16 protein-coding genes and 1 riboswitch are annotated in these 19,701 nt (G+C 68.7%); of the genes, 9 read left to right on the top strand and 7 right to left on the bottom strand.

All coding sequences use genetic code 11. The features are described 5' to 3' along the window. Positions 1–137: 137 nt before the first annotated feature. Positions 138–2,234: a threonine/serine exporter family protein gene (locus AB0H42_RS11860; RefSeq protein WP_357053630.1), complete on the bottom strand. Its 2,097-nt coding sequence runs from the start codon at positions 2,232–2,234 to the stop codon at positions 138–140. A 282-nt stretch (positions 2,235–2,516) separates the two neighbouring features. On the opposite strand from AB0H42_RS11860, the gene AB0H42_RS11855 reads away from it, so the two are divergent. Next, positions 2,517–4,448, top strand: coding sequence for an acyl-CoA dehydrogenase (locus AB0H42_RS11855; RefSeq protein ID WP_357053627.1), 1,932 nt, complete (start codon positions 2,517–2,519; stop codon positions 4,446–4,448). Positions 4,449–4,497: 49 nt separating this feature from the next. Here the strand turns inward: AB0H42_RS11855 and AB0H42_RS11850 are convergent, their stop codons facing one another. Both AB0H42_RS11850 and AB0H42_RS11845 read right to left on the bottom strand, forming a co-directional pair. Beyond that, positions 4,498–5,283 carry a phosphatase PAP2 family protein gene (locus AB0H42_RS11850; RefSeq protein WP_357053624.1) on the bottom strand — a complete coding sequence of 262 codons (786 nt, stop codon included), beginning with the start codon at positions 5,281–5,283 and terminating at the stop codon, positions 4,498–4,500. A 330-nt stretch (positions 5,284–5,613) separates the two neighbouring features. Beyond that, entirely contained in the window at positions 5,614–6,156 is a 543-nt protein-coding gene (locus tag AB0H42_RS11845; protein ID WP_357053621.1) for a TetR/AcrR family transcriptional regulator, read from the bottom strand. On the opposite strand from AB0H42_RS11845, the gene AB0H42_RS11840 reads away from it, so the two are divergent. After that, a complete protein-coding gene (locus tag AB0H42_RS11840) occupies positions 6,047–6,697 on the top strand; it encodes an SDR family oxidoreductase (protein ID WP_357053946.1) in 651 nt (216 codons plus the stop codon). The two genes, AB0H42_RS11845 and AB0H42_RS11840, sit on opposite strands and share 110 nt — an antisense overlap. Before the next feature lie 25 nt (positions 6,698–6,722). Here AB0H42_RS11840 and AB0H42_RS11835 read toward each other — a convergent pair whose 3' ends face one another. The 3 genes from AB0H42_RS11835 to AB0H42_RS11825 form a co-directional block, all read right to left on the bottom strand. Next, on the bottom strand, positions 6,723–7,613 hold the full coding sequence (locus AB0H42_RS11835) for an NERD domain-containing protein (RefSeq protein WP_357053618.1): 891 nt from the start codon (positions 7,611–7,613) through the stop codon (positions 6,723–6,725). Between the two features lie 87 nt (positions 7,614–7,700). Beyond that, positions 7,701–9,104, bottom strand: coding sequence for a DUF2252 domain-containing protein (locus tag AB0H42_RS11830; protein ID WP_357053615.1), 1,404 nt, complete (start codon positions 9,102–9,104; stop codon positions 7,701–7,703). A gap of 71 nt (positions 9,105–9,175) precedes the next feature. Further along, the gene (locus AB0H42_RS11825) at positions 9,176–10,858 is read right to left on the bottom strand and encodes a GMC family oxidoreductase (RefSeq protein WP_357053612.1); all 1,683 of its coding nucleotides are present in this window, start codon (positions 10,856–10,858) and stop codon (positions 9,176–9,178) included. 112 nt (positions 10,859–10,970) lie between these two features. Between AB0H42_RS11825 and AB0H42_RS11820 the strand changes: the two genes are divergently transcribed. The 7 genes from AB0H42_RS11820 to gcvP all read left to right on the top strand — a co-directional run bounded on the left by AB0H42_RS11820 (position 10,971) and on the right by gcvP (position 18,197). Next, positions 10,971–11,672 carry a CDP-alcohol phosphatidyltransferase family protein gene (locus AB0H42_RS11820; protein WP_357053609.1) on the top strand — a complete coding sequence of 234 codons (702 nt, stop codon included), beginning with the start codon at positions 10,971–10,973 and terminating at the stop codon, positions 11,670–11,672. A gap of 43 nt (positions 11,673–11,715) precedes the next feature. Next, complete coding sequence (gene gcvH / locus AB0H42_RS11815; protein ID WP_357053606.1) at positions 11,716–12,114, top strand: glycine cleavage system protein GcvH; 399 nt, start codon at positions 11,716–11,718, stop codon at positions 12,112–12,114. Between the two features lie 150 nt (positions 12,115–12,264). Beyond that, the gene (locus AB0H42_RS11810) at positions 12,265–12,750 is read left to right on the top strand and encodes an FHA domain-containing protein (RefSeq protein ID WP_030520553.1); all 486 of its coding nucleotides are present in this window, start codon (positions 12,265–12,267) and stop codon (positions 12,748–12,750) included. A gap of 62 nt (positions 12,751–12,812) precedes the next feature. Beyond that, complete coding sequence (locus AB0H42_RS11805; RefSeq protein ID WP_357053603.1) at positions 12,813–13,622, top strand: MerR family transcriptional regulator; 810 nt, start codon at positions 12,813–12,815, stop codon at positions 13,620–13,622. Positions 13,623–13,822: 200 nt separating this feature from the next. Beyond that, complete coding sequence (locus tag AB0H42_RS11800; protein ID WP_030520551.1) at positions 13,823–14,296, top strand: bifunctional nuclease family protein; 474 nt, start codon at positions 13,823–13,825, stop codon at positions 14,294–14,296. A gap of 183 nt (positions 14,297–14,479) precedes the next feature. Then, positions 14,480–15,049, top strand: a complete 570-nt coding sequence (locus AB0H42_RS11795; RefSeq protein ID WP_357053600.1) for a MerR family transcriptional regulator — start codon at positions 14,480–14,482, stop codon at positions 15,047–15,049. Positions 15,050–15,148: 99 nt separating this feature from the next. Next, a riboswitch (glycine riboswitch) is annotated at positions 15,149–15,248 on the top strand. A 153-nt stretch (positions 15,249–15,401) separates the two neighbouring features. Continuing rightward, positions 15,402–18,197 carry an aminomethyl-transferring glycine dehydrogenase gene (gene gcvP, locus AB0H42_RS11790; protein ID WP_357053597.1) on the top strand — a complete coding sequence of 932 codons (2,796 nt, stop codon included), beginning with the start codon at positions 15,402–15,404 and terminating at the stop codon, positions 18,195–18,197. Between the two features lie 80 nt (positions 18,198–18,277). Here the strand turns inward: gcvP and AB0H42_RS11785 are convergent, their stop codons facing one another. Further along, the gene (locus AB0H42_RS11785; RefSeq protein ID WP_357053943.1) at positions 18,278–19,630 is read right to left on the bottom strand and encodes a cation:dicarboxylase symporter family transporter; all 1,353 of its coding nucleotides are present in this window, start codon (positions 19,628–19,630) and stop codon (positions 18,278–18,280) included. Between the last annotated feature and the right edge of the window lie 71 nt (positions 19,631–19,701).

Below are 19,701 nucleotides of genomic sequence, written 5' to 3'. Positions count from 1 at the left end.
TGAACCTTCCTGCGATGCGGTGCGGGCACCTCGCCCGCACCGATTGCGCCGGTCGCGCGGTGTGCCGGGCACACGGCGCGACCGGGCGGTCGACACCCCGACGATACCGGCTCCGGCGCCCGGTCAGGGTTACTCCGTCAGCGGCCGTCGGGGCGCCGCGCGGCGGGGAGCGGTTCGGTCGGCGCGAGCCGTGCGTCCGGCGCGCCGACACCCACCGGCTCGCCCACGCACACTCCCACCGGGTCCGCGAGACCGGCCGGTTCGGCGGGTACGAGGATCGGCATCGCTTCGGTAGGCAGGATGTCCTCGGTGGCACCCAGTGGTCCGGCCGGCAGGCCCACCAGAGCCGCCGGCAATGCCGGCATTTCCAGCATCTCGGTGGGCGATGCCGACGGTGCCACATCGGTCCGTACCGGCGCCGGGTCCAGGTTGTGCGTCCATGCCCCACGATCGAACTCCGGTACCGGCGCCGTCCCGCGCCCGGTCGGTTCGGGCACCTGCGGAGCGGGGGTCCGGGGCGCCGGCGCCGCGGCGGGTGTGGGCAGCTGCGGCGCCGCGAGTTTCGGCACCTGCGGCAGCTGCCCTGCCGCGGGGAAACCGGGAGGCAGAGCCACCGAGGTTTCCGGGTGGGTCGAATGCTGCACCGGAACGCGGAGGGGGTGGCGTCCCGGCGGCGTCGCCCGCCGCTTGCCCAGGTTCACGGTCGGACGCCGTTTGCCCAGGTTCACCGTGGGCCGCTTCCTGCGCTTGACCACCGGGCGGCGCAGGTTGCCGAACTTGCGCAGGATCGGCGGTCGGCGCACCGTCCGGTCGAACCATTCACCGAGCGTCACACCGCCGGCCAGGGCGCAGCCGATACCGAAGGCCGCCAGCAGTTGGTTCGCGCCGCGCGCCAGTTCGTCGTTGAGCAGGCCGTACAGCCCCCGGTAGATGCTCAGGCCGGGCAGCAGCGGGGTGATCCCCGCGAGCGCCACGACCAGCGGCGGAGTCAGCGCGCGCCGGGCGAACAGACCACCGACGAGGCCGATCACGATGGCGGCCGCACCCGCGGCGACGACCGGACCGAATCCGGCGGTGATCACCATCAGGTAGCAGATGGTGCCCATGGCCCCGCTGCCCGCGGCCGCGGCCAGGGCCCGTCGCTCCGCATAGCAGGCCAGCGCGAACGCCAGCGCCGCGGCGGCACCGGCCACGACTTGGACCGGCAGGTTCGACAGCCCGTGCCCGGGGCTCATATCCAAAGGGACCGTGGCGTCGAACATCTCGCCGATGCGCAGGGTCAGTGCGATACCGGCGATGATGCCGCCGGTCATCATCAGCAGTTCGAGCATGCGCGCGGCCGCGGTGATCGGCGCACCGGTGATCGCGTCCTGCACCGAACCCACCAGGCTCAAACCACTGAGCAATACCGTGATCCCGGCCGCGATGATCAGCGTGGGACTCACCGAGATACCCAATGGCCCGGCGAAGGCGGCCAGGACGACCGCGGGGACGGCTGCGATCGCGCCGCCCACCAGATGCTGGAAGAAGAACGGCAGGCCGCGCCGGTTGAGCGCCCGGTTGGTCCGGTCGATCAACGCCGTGGTGACGAAGCTGAGCGCCGCCACCAGGAAACCGCCGCCGAGCAGCAGCGAAATCGCGGCCGCCATGAGCGACCAGCCGAAGGTGGCCGTCCATCGCTTGTACGGATGGGGCGCGGAGGTGATGGCATCCAGGGCCTGGCGCGCTTCGTCGGGCGGCACGACATCGCGGCGGATGCGGCGGGTGAGCCGGTCCACCGCGGCGAGCCGGGTGAAGTCCAGCGAGCGGTACTGTACGACGCGCATCGAACTCGCCGACGGCAGCCGCGCGCCGCGGTGCGCGTAGATGCGGATGGCGTTGTAGGTGACCTCGACATCGCAGGCCGACAACCCGTACGTGGCGGCAATGAACCGCACCGTGGTTTCGGTATCGGTGACGGCCGAACCCGAAGCCAGCACGACCTCACCCATGCGCACCGCGAGATCGAGTACCTCGGCGACCGCGGCGTCATCGGAGAGATCGATGGGCTGCAGCGGTGCGGGGGCGGACACGATCGTGTCGGCGGTGGCGGGACGATCGGCGACCAGCTTGCTGATGGCGCCGGTGAGGACGGGCAGGCGCAGGGGGTTTCGCCGGGAGTCGGCGTAACCGGATGGGTCCGGGGAGATCAGTGGTTGGGAGGTCGCTCCTTCCAGAATTCCTTGCGCAGCCATAGCCGCGAAGGTAGTGGCCGGAGGGGCCTCTTTTCCACCACAAACGGGGTCTGGGAAATGTGACGTTTGTTACGGACCGGTTTATTTGACATGCCGATTGGAGAAAACGTCCCGATCGCCCTGCTGACCTGGGCCGTCTCCACAGACGCCATACCCGGTTGCGGGGGCGTTACACAGTACGTGTTCTGCGTTACACCGCCGCGTGTGTGGACCTCCGCGTTCGCTCCGGCCATGCGCGGTGTGTGACGGGCTGTGTCGGCTGTGCCCGCTAGGGTCGGAGGTATGAGCACCGGCAGCACTTCGACAGCGCAACGTTTACGTGCGGCACTGGACGGGCCGTGGGGCGAGGTCCGGGAACAGGCCCGCACTCAGCTCGCGGGGCCGGAGTACGCCGGCGATCCCGGCCTGGATCTGCCCGAGGCGCGGGCTCGGGTGCTGGAACAGATGCGGTCGCTGGCGAAACTCGATTACGCCGAGCGAGGCTTCCGGCGGGAGAACGGGGGCACCGGGGAACCCGGCGCGGCCGTCGTCGGCCTCGAGATGCTCGCCTACGCCGATCTGTCGCTGTGGGTGAAGTCCGGCGTGCAGTGGGGGCTGTTCGGGGGTGCGGTGGAGAACCTGGGTACCGAACGGCACCGTGCGCACATCCGGCGGCTGATCTCGCTGGATCTGCTCGGCTGTTTCGCCATGACCGAATCCGGGCACGGGAGCGATGTCGCGAATCTGGAGACCACCGCGACCTATGACCCGGCCACCGAGGAATTCGTGATCCACACGCCGACCCCCTCGGCGCGTAAGGACTACATCGGCGGCGCCGCCGAACACGCGCGGATGGCCGCCGTTTTCGCGCAGCTGCGGACCCCGGCGGGCGAGCACGGAGTGCACTGCCTGCTGGTCCCGATCCGGGACGAGCAGGGCAACGATCTGCCCGGTGTCACCACCTCCGACTGCGGGCGCAAGGGCGGGCTGCCCGGTGTGGACAACGGCCGCATCGTCTTCGATCAGGTGCGGATCCCGCGGGAGAACCTGCTCAACCGCTATGCCGATGTGGAACCGGACGGTACCTACCGCTCCGAGATCGACAATCCCAGCCGGCGCTTCTTCACCACCCTCGGCACTCTGGTCCGCGGTCGGGTCAGCGTCGGTGGCGCCGCGGCGGCCGGCGCCCGGGTCGCGCTGAGCATCGCGCTGCGATACGCGCTGAAGCGCCGCCAGTTCGGCGATCCGGACAACGGTAACGAGACCTTGCTGCTGGACTACCGGATGCATCAGCGCCGGCTGCTGCCGCTGCTCGCGCATTCCTACGCGCTGGCGTTCGCGCAGAACGATCTCGTCCGCCGGATGCACCTGGTGCAGACCGGTCAGGATCTGGCGCCCGGGGCGCAGCGGGCGCTGGAGAAGCGGGCCGCCGGCCTGAAGGTGGCGCAGACCCGCCATGCAACCCGCGCCATCCAGGAATGCCGCGAGGCGTGCGGCGGCGCCGGCTACCTGACGGAGAACCGGCTGGTGACCCTGAAGGCCGATAGCGATGTGTTCACCACCTTCGAGGGTGACAATGTGGTGCTCACCCAGCTGGTCGCCAAGGAGATCCTGACCGCCTACGCCGACGAGATCCGCGATCTGGACGCGCTGGGCTGGGTTCGGTTCGCCGCGACCATGGCCGGCGATGTGGTGCGGAAACGGTCCGGGGTGCGTCAGCTCATCCAGACCCTGCGCGACCGCGGCGGCGAGACGGTCGACGAGGGCGATCTGGGGCGCCGCGATACGCAACTGGCCTTGTTCGCGGACCGCGAGGACTATCTGACCCGCACGGCCGCGCACCGGTTGCGGGCGCGCGCGGAGGAGACCGAACCGTTCGAGGCGTTCAACAACGCACAGGACCATATTCTCGCCGCGGGCGCCGCCCATATCGACCGGCTGATCCTCGAGGCCTTCATCGAGGGCATCGCCGATATCGAGGAGGAGGAGCCCCGCCGGCTGGCCGAAACCGTCTGCGATCTGTACGTGTACTCGATCCTCGAGGAGAATTCGGCCTGGTACATCATGCACCGCTTCATCTCGGTGGAACGGGCCAAGGCGATCCGGCGCGGGGTGAACGAACTCGTCGACCGGCTCCGCCCGGACGCGCTCACGCTCGTCGAGGGGCTGGGTGTGCCGGAGTCCATGCTGGGTGCCGCGATGCTGGACGACGCGAGCGTGTACGAGCGCCAGTAGCGGGCAGCCGGGGCCCGGCCCGCGTTCCCAACCTCTCAGGTCAGTACAGCTAACCGGACCGGGACCCCGCCGGGCGAGCGAGGTGTACAGCGACCCAGTAGAGGCCGATGGCCAGCGCGATACCGGCCGCGGCGCCGCCGAGGACGTCGGTGGCGAGGTGATAGTCCAGCGCCACCATCCCGACGCCCGCCCCGAACCAGGCGACGGCCGTGAGCGCGATGATCAGCGCGCGGGCGCGCACCGAGCGCAGCAGCAGGACCAGGGTGGTCACCACCGCCACCAGGTGCACGGTATGGCCACTGGGATAGGCGAGATAGTCGTGCAGGGGGCGTGACCAGAACGGTTTCAACGCCCAGGCGTTGATCGCGACAGCGGTCTCCGGCACCAGCACCATGGTCGTGGTCTCCCACCATTTGCGCTGCCAGGCGAACCATGCGGCACCACCGCACAGGACGGCCAGGACCACCCCGGTATTGGTCGCGAGGGTCAGTACCTCGGCGATCCAGGGCCGCGGATCCAGTCGTGGATCGACGCGTTCGTTCACCGCGAGATCGAAGGTGGTCTCTCCGCCGCCCGGCGGGAAGGACCACGGGAGGGCGGCCGCGACGGTCGCCCCGGCGGCCGCGGTCGCCGCGGTGGTGAGCGGGTTCGCGATGCTGCGGGGACCGCGGACCCGGCGGATTTCGGCGGTACCTGCCGCTTCGTCGGTGCCGGCGTGGGACGGGTGCGCGTCGGCGGCGTCCGGTGTTCCCGGACGGTCTGCGCCCGTGCGCCGGATACGGCCGGTGGGCCGGTCCGCGCCGAACGGATCCGGCGCCCCGGATGCTGTGCTCACGGTCCGACCCTAGTGGGCGCAGCCTGTCGAAGCCCATCCGCGATTCGTACGTGGCCGGAGAGGTACGCAGGACGTGCACGGCCGGAGCGAGCACCCGGGCACGTAGGACGCGCATGGCCGGAGCTGGGACGGGGGTACGCGGGGTGCGCAGGGCCGGAGGGTGGTTCTTGGGAGGCCGGGGTGCCACAGGCGGCGACGAGCACGAGCGTTCCAGCGCGGCACAAAGATGTCTCTTCCCCGGCGGTCTCCGTGCAAGACGGACGGTCAGGTAGGCAACCGGGCCCGGACCGCGCGGTGCCCGAGCGTCCGGCAGACAATGCGAACGGTCCGTCAGCACCTGTCGGTTCGGTCGCCGGAGTGGCCCGGCAGGAGTTGAGCCGCGAGTGATCGTGCCGTGGCCGTGAGTGTGGCCGTGTCCAACCCGGTCCTGCCCATGAACACGATCCCTTGTTGCGCGGCCAGGAGGGCCCGCGCCAGTGCGATCGGATCCACTGCGGCCGGCAGGTCGCCCTCGCGTTGGGCGCGGGCGACGCAGTCACCGATCAGCGCGGTGGACGTCTCGTCGGTGCGGTGGGCGTGGGCGAGGACTTTCGGATCGGCGTTGCCGAGTTCACAAGTGCTGTTGGCCATCAGGCAGCCACGCCGCGTACCGGCGCCGGTCGGGTCGTCGATCGGCGCCTCGAGGAGCATGCGTAATGCGTCCACAGCCCGTGGAGCCTCGGCGAGGGCTTTCCGAAGATGGCCATGGTTGTCGTCGGTGTAGCTGTGCGGCGCCCGGAGGAAGATTCTGGTCAACAACGCGGGCGTCACCGTCGCCGGCCCGATCGACAGCGAGCTCGTCGACGAGTCCGCCTTGGACCGCCAGCTCGCCATCAACTACACCAGTGTGGTGGCCGCGATCCGGGCGGCGTTCCCGCTGCTGCCCGATGGCGGGCGGATCGTGAGTATCAGCTCCGGTGTGGGAACGCGGGTGGGTTTTCCTGGGATGACCGACTACGCGGGTGCCAAGTCGGCCCTCGAGGGCTACAGCCGCGGCGCAGCCCGCGATCTGGCCCACCGGGGCATCACGGTCAATGTCATCCAGCCCGGGTTCATCGACACCGAGATGAACCCCGCCGACGGCTCGGCCGCACCCATGTTCCTTCCGACAACGGCGACGGGGCGGTACGGCAGGCCGGAGGAGATCGCCGCGGGCGTTGTCTTCCTCGCCGGCCCGCAGGCCTCTTACGTCACCGGCGCAGTGCTGAGGATCGACGGCGATACGGCGCATAGCGCGGCCACGCGGCCGACGGCGAGCGGCCACGGACGGCGGCGGCGCACGAGCGAAGTCTCACCTACGGGTCGGACGCCTCCGGACTTGGCAAGCCAAACCCCCGCAGCCCGCGTTCACAACCTCACGGGGAACTACACCTAGGGCGCCGCCGTCCGGCCCGCGATGCTCACCCGGGGCCGTAGGTGAGGAAGGCGGTGATCAGGAACCACAGCATCCAGGCAATCGCGATGAACATCCCGAGTGCGAAGCCCGCGCGCATGGCGGCGCGGCCGAAGTCGATATCACCGACCTCGCGCGGGTACAACCGCCACGGGCTGTACCAGGGGGAGCGGAACCGTCGCGTCCCGGCGGCGCGTTCGTACTCGGCGAGATCCTCCGCGTACTGTTCGGCCTCGGCCTGGGCCGGGCCGCCGTGCCACAGGGTGACATCGATGGGCCCGAGGAACCCCTCTTCGAGCAGGCGCTGCGGTGCCGGGAGGTACGGCAGCATCCCCATCCCACGGAACGACACCGCCACATCGTTGGCGGTCCAGCGGTGCGATTCACGTTGGGCGAGCACGCCGAAGTAGTCCCGCAGCGCGTTTCCGTCGTCACCGAGGATCACATCGAAACTCGGGTCCTGCACCTTCTGCTCGATCTGCACGGGCGCGTTCTGCAGGGGCACGACCAGCGCGACACCGTGTACCGCGCGCTGTCCCAGCCCGCGGGCGGCCAGCCAGGTCTGCAGCGCGAAGGTGTGCTCGCGGGAACGGTCCAGCGGTGAACGGTTGTCGCTGGTCTCGAGTTCGGCGCGTACCCCGTTGAGGGTCCAGTCACCGGTCAGCGGGACCTGCAGGGTGCCACCGTGCGGCGAACGCAGTCCCGCGACATCGATGACCACACAGCTGGTGGGCGTCCACACCACGGCGTCGAAATGGTAGGCCTCGCCCTGATGGACGAGGCCGCAGTTCACCGTCGCGACCCCCTGTGGGCTCCCCGCGCCGTCCCAGCCGCTGAGCCAATCGACCAGGGCCCGTTCGGCAACGCTGTCGGTGCTGTTCTGTACCTGCACGAGCATGGTGACCGCCCTTCGCGTCCGAGCCGAGGCAATGGTGTCCGAGCCGAGGCTGTGGCGGCGCCGGCTGTGCGGCGCACCCCTTCGAAACTACCGGTCCGGCTCCTGCGCGGGAAGTTTACCGGCGCGAACCGCCGCGACGAGTTCGCCGTGATCGGCCTCGGCGCGGTCGGCGTAACGCACCGCGAACTCGGCGATCGCGGTGTCGAAATCCTCGTCGTCGCCTAGATAACCGCTGATCAGACGTGGATCCAGCGAGCGGGCGTGGGCGCGAGCGAGCAGCGCTCCGGCCAGTCGTCCGTAGTCGTCGAGGTCGTGCGGTTCGAGTTCCTCCGGGGCGATCCCGCCCTTGAGATTGCGGAACTGACGGACGATGAAGGGCAGCTCGCGGGTCCCGTCGGCGCTAGGTACGGACATGGTGGTCCAGCCGAGGAGAATATCGGTCTCGGTCTGAACCAATCTGGCGCCCTGCACGATTCGCTTGCCCTCATGTTTCGGCGCGGCGCTGCCGAGTACCGGCGCCAGCGCCGAGGGCGCCGCCTGTTTGAGTTGCAGGACCAGTACCTCGCCCGAATTGCCGTGCAGCAGTGCGACGTAGCTGTGCAGCCCGACGCTACCCGTACCGACGATGCGGAACGCGATATCGGCCACCGCGAACCGGCTCAGCAGTTCCTGCCGTGATTCCCGCAGCGACGTACCGTAGCGTTCGAGGGCATCGATGGCCGCGTCCTCGACCTCCTGGCCGACGGTCGTGAGGAGCGGGGGGTCGGCGACGAAACGGTGCCTGTCGATACCGGTTTCGTGGTCGTCGATATGGGTCCACTTCCGCACGACCTTGTCGCTGTTGTTCTTCCGGGCCTTCTTGGCGGCCTTCTTGAAGTTGTCCAGCAGATCCTCGGCCTCGACGCGGTCGAGGACGGATTCGTCGGCGAGCGCGGACCAGGTGGTCAGGAACGGCCGTTCGGCGAGGACGGCCGCGACGCGCCGGTAGCTGCGCGCGGCGTCCGCGGCGGCGGTCCGGCATTCCTCCTCGCCCGTGCCACCGACCCGTCCCGCCAGGACCAGGCTGGCCGCGAGCCGCTCCAGGTCCCATTCCCACGGGCCCGGCACGGTGTCGTCGAAATCGTTGATATCCATGACGATCTCGCCGCGGGAGGTGCCGTAGAGGCCGAAGTTGCCGGCGTGGGCGTCCCCGCAGAGCTGGGCGGTGAAGCCGGTATCGGGGCTGCCCGCCAGATCGGTGGCCATCAGCCCGGTCGAGCCCCGGTAGAACGCGAACGGAGAGGCGATCATCCGGCCGATGCGCAGCGGGATCAGCTCCTCGATACGACCGGAGTTGCTCGCCTCGACGAATTCCACCACCGACGGCCGCCCACCGGTGCCCACGGCGCGGTTCCGGGCCGTGGGTGGCACCCGGTCGCGGACGGCCCGGCCGCGGGCGAGTACGTCCTCGGCGGGGGTGTAGGAGCGCAGCGGGATACGACCGGTGGACACGCGGTAACGGTACCGATCCGGCGGTTCGTCCGGCCCCCGGGTACTCGCGCGGACGTGAGGGCCGGTCCGGCTCAGCTCGCCCGCAGTGGCGTGCGGGGCAGGCGCAGCGCCCCGGGGGCCGCCACGGGAACCGCGGGCAGTATCGGCGCCACCGGAGCGATGCGCTGATACGGGGTGCCCAAACCCGGCCGGGTGTCCTCCTGGTTCTTGTTCGGCCAGAACGCCATCGCGCGTTCGGCCTGCGCGGTGATGGTCAGCGACGGGTTCACCCCGAGGTTGGCGGTGACCGCGGACCCGTCGGCGATGTGCAGGCCGGGATGCCCGTAGACCCGCTGATAGGGGTCCACCACGCCCGTCTCGGGCCGGTCACCGATCACACAGCCGCCGATGTAGTGCGCGGTCGCCGGAATATCGAGGACGTCGGTGTAGAGCCCGTGGGTGTCCCCGTCGATCTTGGCCGCGAACCGCCGGCCGACCTCGTGCGCCAGCGGGATCCAGGTCGGGTTCGGCTCACCCGTGCCCTGTGTCGTCGTCAGCCCGCCGCGTCGCAGGAACGAGGTGAGCGAATTGTCCAGCGACTGCATGACCAGCAGGATCACCGATCGCTCCGAGGCGTGCCGGGCGTTGAAACTGCGCAGGAACACCACCGGGTGGGCGACCGCGGCGAGCAGGAAGCGCAGGAACCGGAACGCCCCGCCGTCGATCACCGGGGCCGAGAGCGGGAACAGCGCGTTCTGCCCTTTGCCGTAGTGGCACACCTCGATATGGGTGTTCGCCTCGGGGTGTATCGAGGAGGTGATGGCGACACCGGCGGCGAAGTCGCGGCGCGACCGGCTCACCACCGCCAGGATCGCCTCGGAATTGCTGCGGGTGAGTTCACCCAGGCGCGGGGAGAGCCGCGGCAGTACGCCCCGATCCCGCATCCGGTGCAGCAACTGCTGGGTGCCCAGCGCCGCGCCCGCGAACACCACCTGCTCGGCGGTGAAGGTCCGTTTGCGCGTGCGGATCCACCGGTCGGGCCGGGCGGTATCGACGGCGTAGCCGCCGTCGGGCAGCGGCCGCACCGCGGTGGCGGCGGTGAGCGGGTGCACGGTGGCACCGGCCTGCTCGGCCAGGAACAGGTAGTTGGTGGTGGTCGTGTTCTTCGCGTTGTGCGGGCAGCCGGTCAGGCAGCGGGCGCAATGCACACAGCCGCTGCGGCGCGGACCGGCACCGCCGAAATAGGGATCGTCGACCTCGGTGCCGGGGGCGTGCTCGTTGAAGAACACCCCGACGTCGGTGGGGTGGAAGGTTTCGCCCACACCCATATCCGTGGCGACCTCGCGGATCACCTCGTCGGCCGGGGTCGTCCGCGGGTTGGTCGTCACGCCGAGCATGCGGCGCGCCTGGTTGTAGTAGGGCGCGAGTTCGGCCTGCCAGTCGGTGATGTGCGCCCACTGCCGGTCGGTGAAGAAGTCGGTGAGCGGTTCGTAGAGTGTGTTGCCGTAGATGAGCGAGCCGCCGCCGACTCCGACGCCGGAGAACACCGCGCATTTGCCGAGCAGGCTGATCCGCTGGGGGCCGGTGAACCCGAGTTTCGGTGCCCAGATGGATTTGCGGAGGTTCCAGTTGCTGCGCGGCAGCGACTCGGCGTCCCAGCGCCGCCCGGCTTCGAGGACCCCGACCCGGTAGCCTTTTTCGGTGAGTCGCAGGGCGCTCACGCTTCCGCCGAACCCCGATCCGATGACCACGACGTCGTAGTCGAACTCTGACATGATCTTCCTCTCACCCGACTCGATGATGAGATGGTTTCATACTCATTCTTTCATCGAATGACGCGGCGGGGTGTGCTGGCGCGGGTGGGCGCCATACGGTAAGCACACCCATGTGATGAGCGATTCGGGAACCGGCGGATCCGAGACCGCGGGCCGGGATCCCGGCGGTGCGCTCGCCGCGGTCCTGTCCGACCGGCTGCTCACTGTCCCCAACGCCCTCAGTGTGCTGCGGTTGATCGGTGTCCCGCTGTTCCTGTGGCTGCTCCTGGTGGAGCATGCCGACGGCTGGGCGTTCGTCCTGCTCATCCTGAGCGGGCTCACCGATTTCCTCGACGGCAAACTCGCCCGGCTGCTGGATCAGGCCTCGCGGCTAGGCGCCCTGCTCGACCCCTTCGTCGATCGGCTCTATCTGGTGACCACACTGGTCGCCTTCGTCGTCCGCGGGCTGATCCCCTGGTGGGTGGCCGCCCTGCTGATCGGACGCGACGCGGTGCTGACCCTGACCCTGACGGTCTACCGCCGGCGCGACCTGGACCCGCCCGAGGTCATCTATCTGGGCAAGGCGGCCACCTTCGCGCTCATGTCGGCGCTGCCGTGGCTGCTGGCCGGGCAGATGGACTGGGCCGGCGCTGGGTTCGGCGCCGCGTTCGGTGGGGCACTTCTGATCTGGGGTACGGCCGTCTATGTGTGGACCGGTCTGCTCTACCTGGGCCGCGCCGTCGCCGTGGCGCGCCGGATCCCGCCGGCGCCCGCCGGAGGCCGTGCCACACACGGCGGGGATACCGGCGCGGCAGAGGGCGGCGGGCTCGCATAGAGTTGCGGGCATCGTGCACGACGACACGAGGAGAGGACATCACGTGAGCCGGGTTCCGGAGGATCTGCGTTACACCGCGGAACATGAATGGGTACGTCGGATCGAGCCCACCCGTGTCCTGGTGGGGATCACCGATTACGCCCAGTCGCAACTCGGTGACGTCGTGTTCGTGCAGTTGCCCGAATCCGGCGCCGACGTTGCCGCCGGGGACGGTATCGGCGAGGTCGAATCGACCAAGAGCGTTTCCGATATCTACGCTCCACTGAGCGCGAAAGTCGTTGCAGTGAACCAGGAACTGGAGGCGAATCCGGAAACGCTGAATATCGATCCCTACGGTGAGGGGTGGTTGTTCGAACTCGAGATGGCCGATGCGACCGCATTGGACTCGAGCCTCGGTGAACTGCTCGATGCCGCGGGTTATCAAGGAGTTATCGGGGGCTGATCCAGCCTTCCCGGTTCTACCTGCACGGGTACGGCCCGGCAGGGTACGGTCAATGCCAACGGATGTGCCGCCCGGAGTCGGGGCCGCCCAGCCACGTCTTATCGCGGCATCTGCCTGCATGGTTTATGAGGTTCGAGGAGGAGAGAAACGGTGAGCGAGAACAAAGACCCGGGTTACGGGGAGACCGCGGCCGAGACGACGTCGGTCTTCCGCGCGGATTTCCTGAACGAGGTCGACGCATCGCGCTCCGGCGAGCCGACCGGTGAACAGCCGGTGCAGGGTGTCGAGGGTCTTCCGGTCGGGGCGGCGCTGCTCGTCGTCAAACGCGGCCCGAACGCGGGTTCGCGTTTTCTGCTGGACCAGCCCACCACCTCGGCCGGTCGGCATCCCGACAGCGATATCTTTCTCGATGATGTCACCGTCAGTCGTCGTCATGCCGAGTTCCGGCAGGACGAGGATTCCTTCCAGGTCGTCGATGTGGGCAGCCTGAACGGCACCTACGTCAATCGCGAGCCGGTGGATTCGTCGGAGCTGCAGAACGGTGACGAGGTACAGATCGGCAAGTTCCGGCTGGTTTTCCTCACGGGTCCGCGGACCCAGGAGGCCGGTTCGGCGGCCGGTGCGGGAAGTCTGTGAACAGCTGACGATCGGTGCGCCGGTCCGGGTGATCGGCGCCTCGGCATGAAAGACTCGAGATCATGACAGGCGCGGCGCAGCAGTGGGCGCACGGAGGGATGTCGATCGGCTCCGTGCTCGATCTGCTGCGACCGGATTTTCCGGATATCACCATTTCCAAGATCCGCTTCCTGGAAGCGGAGGGCCTGATCCGGCCGGAGCGGACGCCGTCCGGCTACCGCCGGTTCTCGGTCGCGGACTGCGAGCGGTTGCGTTTCGTCCTGACGGCGCAGCGCGATCAGTACCTGCCGTTGAAGGTGATCAAGGAACAACTCGAGGCGATCGACAGCGGTGCCGCGACGCTCGGGGTGCGGGAAGCCCGCGCCCGGGCGCGGACCGCCCGGCCGGATACGGGGCGCTCGGAGCCGGAAAACGACGGCGCCGAGGTGCTGCCGCGCCCGCCGCGCCGGCTGGGTGTGCCGCCGGGCCGGGTCACGCCGGACGATTTCGAGTTCGATCATCAAATTCGGGTGACCCGGGCGGACCTGCTGGACCGGGCCGGGATCGATGAGGCGTTCCTCAGCGATCTGATCCGGGCGAATTTGATCATCCCGGGCCCGGCCGGGTTCTTCGACGCCGATGCGGTCACTCTGGCGGCGACCGCCAAGGCGATGGCCGAATTCGGTTTGGAGGCGCGGCATCTGCGGGCGTTCAAACTCGCCGCGGACCGGGAGGCGGCGCTGGTGGCGCAGATCGTGGCACCGATCGCCAAGAGCCGCGACGCCGGCGCCCGGGCGCGGGCCGAGGAGACGGTCCGCGAGCTTGCCGCGCTGTCGCTGACGTTGCACGCGAGCCTGGTGAAGGCGTCGGTGCGCAACTCGCTCGGCGGATGAGCCGAGCGCCCGATTCCCGCCGTCATCGGCGGAATCCGGTCTGACCTGCGGCCGAGCGGCCGGGGGGTACGCCGGTGGCAACACACCGATTCCGGTGTCCGTCAGCGATCGCGGCGCCGCGTCGAATTCGCCTAGACTCGTGGTACGGCGAGTCCTGCATCGGCGAGGGCGGGCAGCCGGGGAGTATGGGAGGCAGTGCGATGAGCGAAATGCGCGTGATCGGCATCCGGGTCGAGCAGCCACAGAACCAGCCCGTCCTGCTGCTGCGGGAGGCGGAGGGGGAGCGGTATCTGCCGATCTGGATAGGACAGGCGGAGGCCACGGCCATTGTGCTCGAACAGGAGGGCGTCACACCGATCCGGCCGCTCACCCACGATCTGATCAAGGTCTTGATCGCGGATCTCGGGCATACCCTCGAGGAGGTTCATATCGTGGACCTGAAAGAAGGCACGTTCTACGCCGATCTCGTCTTCGAGAACGAAGTGCGGATCTCGGCGCGGCCGTCGGATTCGGTGGCGATCGCCCTGCGGGTCGGCTGCCCGATCTACGCGGCGGAATCGGTGCTCGAGGAAGCCGGTCTGGTGATGCCCGACGAACGCGAGGACGAGGTCGAAAAGTTCAAGGAGTTCCTCGAGTCGGTCTCGCCGGACGATTTCAAAGCGACCGACAGTTGAGCACCGCATTATTTTCTAGACCTCAACTACAGGTCGAGACTGTTACCGCGCGTCGCGTTTGGTTCGGCACTGCTGCGGCCGAGAGAATGGGAAGAGTAGCCTCATAGACGACGCCGGGCCGTCGGCTATAGGCACTGATCGGCGGAGCAAGGGAGTAGTTCAGTGGCAGAGAATATGCGGGATATGCGATCGGAAGAGGACCCGCCTCGGCGCTACGAAATACAACCCGGATTGTTCCCCGACGATTCGGTTCCCGACGATCTGGTCGGATACCGGGTGCCGACAGCCTGTCAGGTCGCCGGTATCAGTTACCGGCAACTGGACTACTGGGCGCGGACCGGCCTGGTGGCGCCTTCCATTCGCGGGGCGGCGGGTTCGGGCAGTCAGCGGCTGTATTCGTTCAAGGACATCCTGGTCCTGAAAATCGTCAAGCGGCTCCTCGATGCCGGTATTTCGCTGCAGAACATCCGTATCGCCGTCGACCATCTGCGTAGTCGCGGAGTAGAGGATCTGGCGAATATCACCCTGTTCTCCGACGGGACGTCGGTATACGAGTGCACCTCACCGGAAGAAGTCGTCGATTTACTGCAGGGCGGCCAAGGGGTATTCGGTATTGCGGTGAACAGTGCCATGCGGGAGCTCACCGGCGCCATCGCCGCATTCCCCGCCGAGCGTGCCTCGGAGACCAGCGAACGTCCCGAGGACGAATTGTCCTATCGCCGCAAGGCGCGCCTGACCCGTAAAACGGGCTGATCGCTCGTCGGTGACCACGGGCCGCCGGATGAGGGATTGACACATACCGGCGGGTGGTTCCCCGGTGTCGCTGCTCACCGGGCTAGACTTGGCGGGCGCCGTAGCCGTGCGGGAGAGTCCCGGATCCTCGCCGGATCCGGGCGCCGAAGGAGCAGCACCTCCCCGTCAATCTCTCAGGCCCCAGGACCGTGCGGGAACCGGCGCCTCTGGAAAGTGGTGGCTGCGGGCCACCCGCCCAAGGTGAAAGGTGGACCGGAGCGAGATCCGGCCGCCGAAGCTCTCAGGCGCCGCGACAGAGGGGGAGGGCCCCGAGCCGACCGTGCCGGTCGGCCGCCCCACCCAGGGAGCCGCGGTGACCCAGACCTTCGCAGATCGTCATATCGGACCGGATGACCACGAGTTCGCGCGGATTCTCGGCGCGATCGGCGTCGGCTCGGCCGACGAGCTGGCGGCGGCCACACTGCCCGCCGGGATCCGCGATGACGATCCGCTGGCCGGGCTGCCCGCGCCGGGCACCGAACACGAGGTGCTCGCCGAGCTCGCGGCGCTCGCCGAATCCGATCATGTCGCCACCTCCATGATCGGTCTGGGCTACTACGACACCCTGACCCCGCCGGTGCTGGTGCGCAATCTGCTGGAGAATCCGGCCTGGTACACCGCCTACACGCCCTATCAACCGGAGATCAGCCAGGGCCGGCTCGAGGCGCTGCTCAATTTCCAGACCATGGTGACCGATCTGACCGGCACCGATGTGGCGAATGCGTCCATGCTCGACGAGGCCACCGCGGCCGCGGAGGCGATGACCCTGTTGCGCCGGGTCAATCGCCGGGCCCCCGCCCGGTTGGTGATCGACCGCGACCTGTTCCCGCAGACCCGTACGGTGCTGGCCACCCGGGCCGAACCACTGGGCATCGAGCTCGTGGAGGCCGACCTGGCCGCGGACGGTCTGCCCGATGGAGAGTTCTTCGGCGTGATTGTGCAGGTGCCGGGGGCCTCGGGCCGCATCGTGGACTGGTCGGCGACGATCGCCGCTGCCCACGATCGCGGCGCGCTGGTGGCTGCCGGTGCGGATCTGCTCGCGCTGACCCTGGTCACTCCGCCGGGTGAGCAGGGCGCGGATGTATGTTTCGGGACGACCCAGCGTTTCGGGGTGCCGATGGGATTCGGCGGCCCGCACGCCGGGTACCTGGCGGTGCGCGCCGAGTATGCGCGCCAGCTGCCGGGCCGGCTGGTCGGAGTGTCCAAGGACGCGGACGGCGCCCCCGCCTACCGGCTCGCCCTGCAGACCCGCGAACAGCATATTCGCCGGGAGAAGGCCACTTCCAATATCTGTACGGCCCAGGTACTGCTGGCCATCGTGGCCGGTATGTACGCCTGCTACCACGGTGCGGACGGTCTGCGGGCCATCGCTCGCCGGGTCCACGCGCACGCGGCGCGGTTGGCCGCGTCGCTCGATACGGCCCTGGTGCACAACCGCTATTTCGATACCGTGCTGGCCCGGGTGCCGGGTCAGGCGGAGACGGTGGTCGCCAAGGCTGCCGCCCGCGGCGTGAATCTGCGCTGGGTGGACGACGACCATGTGGCCGTGGCCTGTGACGAGGCCACCACCGCCGACCACCTCGCGATCGTGCTGGACGCATTCGGTATCGCCCCCGCCGACCCGGCCGCCGCCGCGATCGAAGACCGGACCTCGGAGTTCCTGAGCCATCCGGCCTTCACCCGATACCGGACCGAAACAGCGATGCTGCGGTATCTGCGCGCGCTGTCGGACAAGGACATCGCCCTGGACCGCAGCATGATCCCGCTCGGCTCGTGCACCATGAAACTCAACGCCACCGCCGAAATGGAACCGATCACCTGGCCCGGATTCGCGCGGTTGCATCCCTACGCCCCGGCCGCCGATACGCCGGGTCTGCGGCGGGTGATCCACGATCTGGAGCGCTGGCTGGCCGAGATCACCGGATATGACGCGGTGAGTCTGCAACCGAATGCCGGCAGCCAGGGCGAATACGCGGGCTTGCTGGCCATCCGCCGCTATCACCTGGACCGGGGCGATACCCGCCGCGATACCTGCCTCATCCCGTCCAGCGCACACGGCACCAATGCCGCGTCCGCCGCGATGGCGGGCCTGCGGGTCGAGGTGGTGAAGTGCCGGGCCAACGGCGATGTGGACCTCGACGATCTGCGGGCCAAGATCGCCGACCATGCCGAACGCCTGGCCTGCATCATGATCACCTACCCGTCCACGCACGGCGTATACGAGAACGAGGTCGCCGAACTGTGCGCGCTGGTGCACGACGCCGGCGGCCAGGTCTATGTCGACGGCGCGAATCTGAACGCACTGGTCGGCCTGGCCCGGCCGGGCCGGTTCGGCGGCGACGTCAGTCATCTGAATCTGCACAAGACGTTCTGTATCCCGCACGGTGGCGGGGGTCCGGGGGTCGGTCCGGTCGCGGTCCGCTCCCATCTGACGCCCTACCTGCCCGGCGATCCGCTGGTCGCCGGGTCGCACGCGGTGTCGGCGGCGGAGTACGGGTCGGCGTCGATCCTACCGATCACCTGGGCCTACATCCGGATGATGGGAGCCGCCGGACTGCGCCGGGCCACTCTCACCGCGATCGCGTCGGCCAACTATCTGGCGCGCCGCCTGGATGAGTACTACCCCGTCCTCTACACCGGCGACAACGATATGGTCGCCCACGAATGCATCCTGGATCTGCGCGAGATCACCAAGCGCACCGGTGTCACCGTCGACGATGTGGCCAAACGGCTCGCCGACTACGGGTTCCACGCGCCGACCATGAGTTTCCCGGTGGCGGGCACCCTGATGGTGGAACCGACCGAGAGCGAGAACCTGGCCGAGCTCGACGCGTTCGCCGAGGCCATGATCGCCATCCGGCACGAGATCGATCGGGTGGGCGCGGGGGAGTGGCCGGCCGAGGACAACCCGCTGCGCAATGCCCCGCACACCGCGGCGAGCCTGGTCCGGGAATGGGACCACCCGTACAGCCGGGAGGTCGCGGTGTACCCGCTGGGTCTCACCCACGACCGGCCCAAGGTGTGGCCGGCCGTCCGCCGGATCGACGGGGCGTTCGGTGACCGGAATCTGGTCTGCACCTGCCCGCCGCTGGAGGCATACACGGACTGACGCGCGTACGGACTGCGCCCGGCCGGGTGCCGTTCCGCGGAACGACACCTCGACCGGGGCGCGACGGGCCGGGCGCAGCGTCAGGCCGGAACGAGGACCTTCGCGCCGTCCTCTTCGGCAGGACGCGAGTGGTGATCGTCGACCATGGTCTCTTCGTCGAACGGCAGTTTCCGGTCCAGAACGTCGCGCATCTGCTCGGCATCCACGGTCTTGGTCCAGGTGCCGACCAGCAGCGTGGCGACGGCGTTACCGGAGAAGTTGGTGAGCGCGCGGGCCTCGGACATGAAGCGATCGATGCCGACGATCAACCCGACGCCGTCCAGGAGTTCGGGCCGATGACTCTGCAGCCCGCCGGCCAGGGTGGCCAGGCCCGCGCCGGTGACACCGGCCGCGCCCTTGGACGCCACGATCATGAACACCAGCAGACCGAGTTGTTCGCCCAGGTTCAACGGCTGGCCCATTGCGTCCGCGATGAAAATCGAGGCCATGGTCAGGTAGATGGCGGTGCCGTCCAGATTGAACGAATAACCGGTCGGTACGACCACGCCGACGGTGGTGCGCTGGACCCCGATATGTTCCATTTTCGCGATCAGCCGCGGCAGCGCCGATTCCGAGGAGGAGGTGGCCACGATGAGGAGGTATTCGCGGGCGAGGTAACGGCACAGTTTGAAGATCGACACCCGCGCGACCAGCCGCAGCAGGACACCGAGGACGCCGAAGACGAACAGCAGGCAGGTCAGGTAGAACGCGATCATCAGGGTGGCCAGCTGGACCACGGCTTCCAAACCCGTCCGGCCCACCACATTGGCGATCGCGCCGAACGCGCCGATCGGGGCCAGCCAGAGGATCATCGACAGGATCCGGAAGACCAGCTTCTGGATCAGCGCGACGCCGCGCAGGATCGGCTCACCGGCCGAACCCATGGCCTGCACCGCGAACCCGACCAGCAGCGCGACGAACAGTGCCTGCAGCACACTGCCCGCGGTCAGCGAGGAGACCAGCGTCGTGGGGATGATGCTGTGCAGGAATTCGACGGTGCCGCCTGCTCCGTGCGCCTCTTCGGCGTACTTGGCGCCCTGGCCCGCCGACTCGGTGATGTTCAGCCCGGTGCCCGGATCGAGCAGATTGCCGACCAGCAGTCCGATACCCAGGGCCACCGTGGACATGGCCAGGAAGTACCCGAGGGCCAGGCCGCCGACCTTGCCGACGGTGGTGGCCGCGCGCACCGAACCGATACCCAGGACGATGGTGCAGAAGATGACCGGCGCGATCATCATCTTGATCAGGTCGACGAACATGGTGCCCAGCGGTGCCAGGGCGCGGCCGGCGTCCGGTGCGAGCCAGCCGACGAGAATGCCCGCCAGGACGGCGACGATCACCGCCAGATAGAGCCAGTGGGTGCGATCCCGCCGTGTTCGAGTCCGGTCCTCCATGACCTGGTCTCCTCCCGAGTTGTAGTGCGCGGGCGGGGTGAACCCGGCCACCACGCCCTGTGCAATGGTGG

Source organism: Nocardia sp. NPDC050799, assembly GCF_040654015.1.
In the GTDB taxonomy this organism is placed as follows: Bacteria; Actinomycetota; Actinomycetes; order Mycobacteriales; family Mycobacteriaceae; genus Nocardia.
The sequence above is the reverse complement of the archived record's forward strand: the minus strand, read 5'-3'. Positions and strand labels throughout refer to the sequence as shown.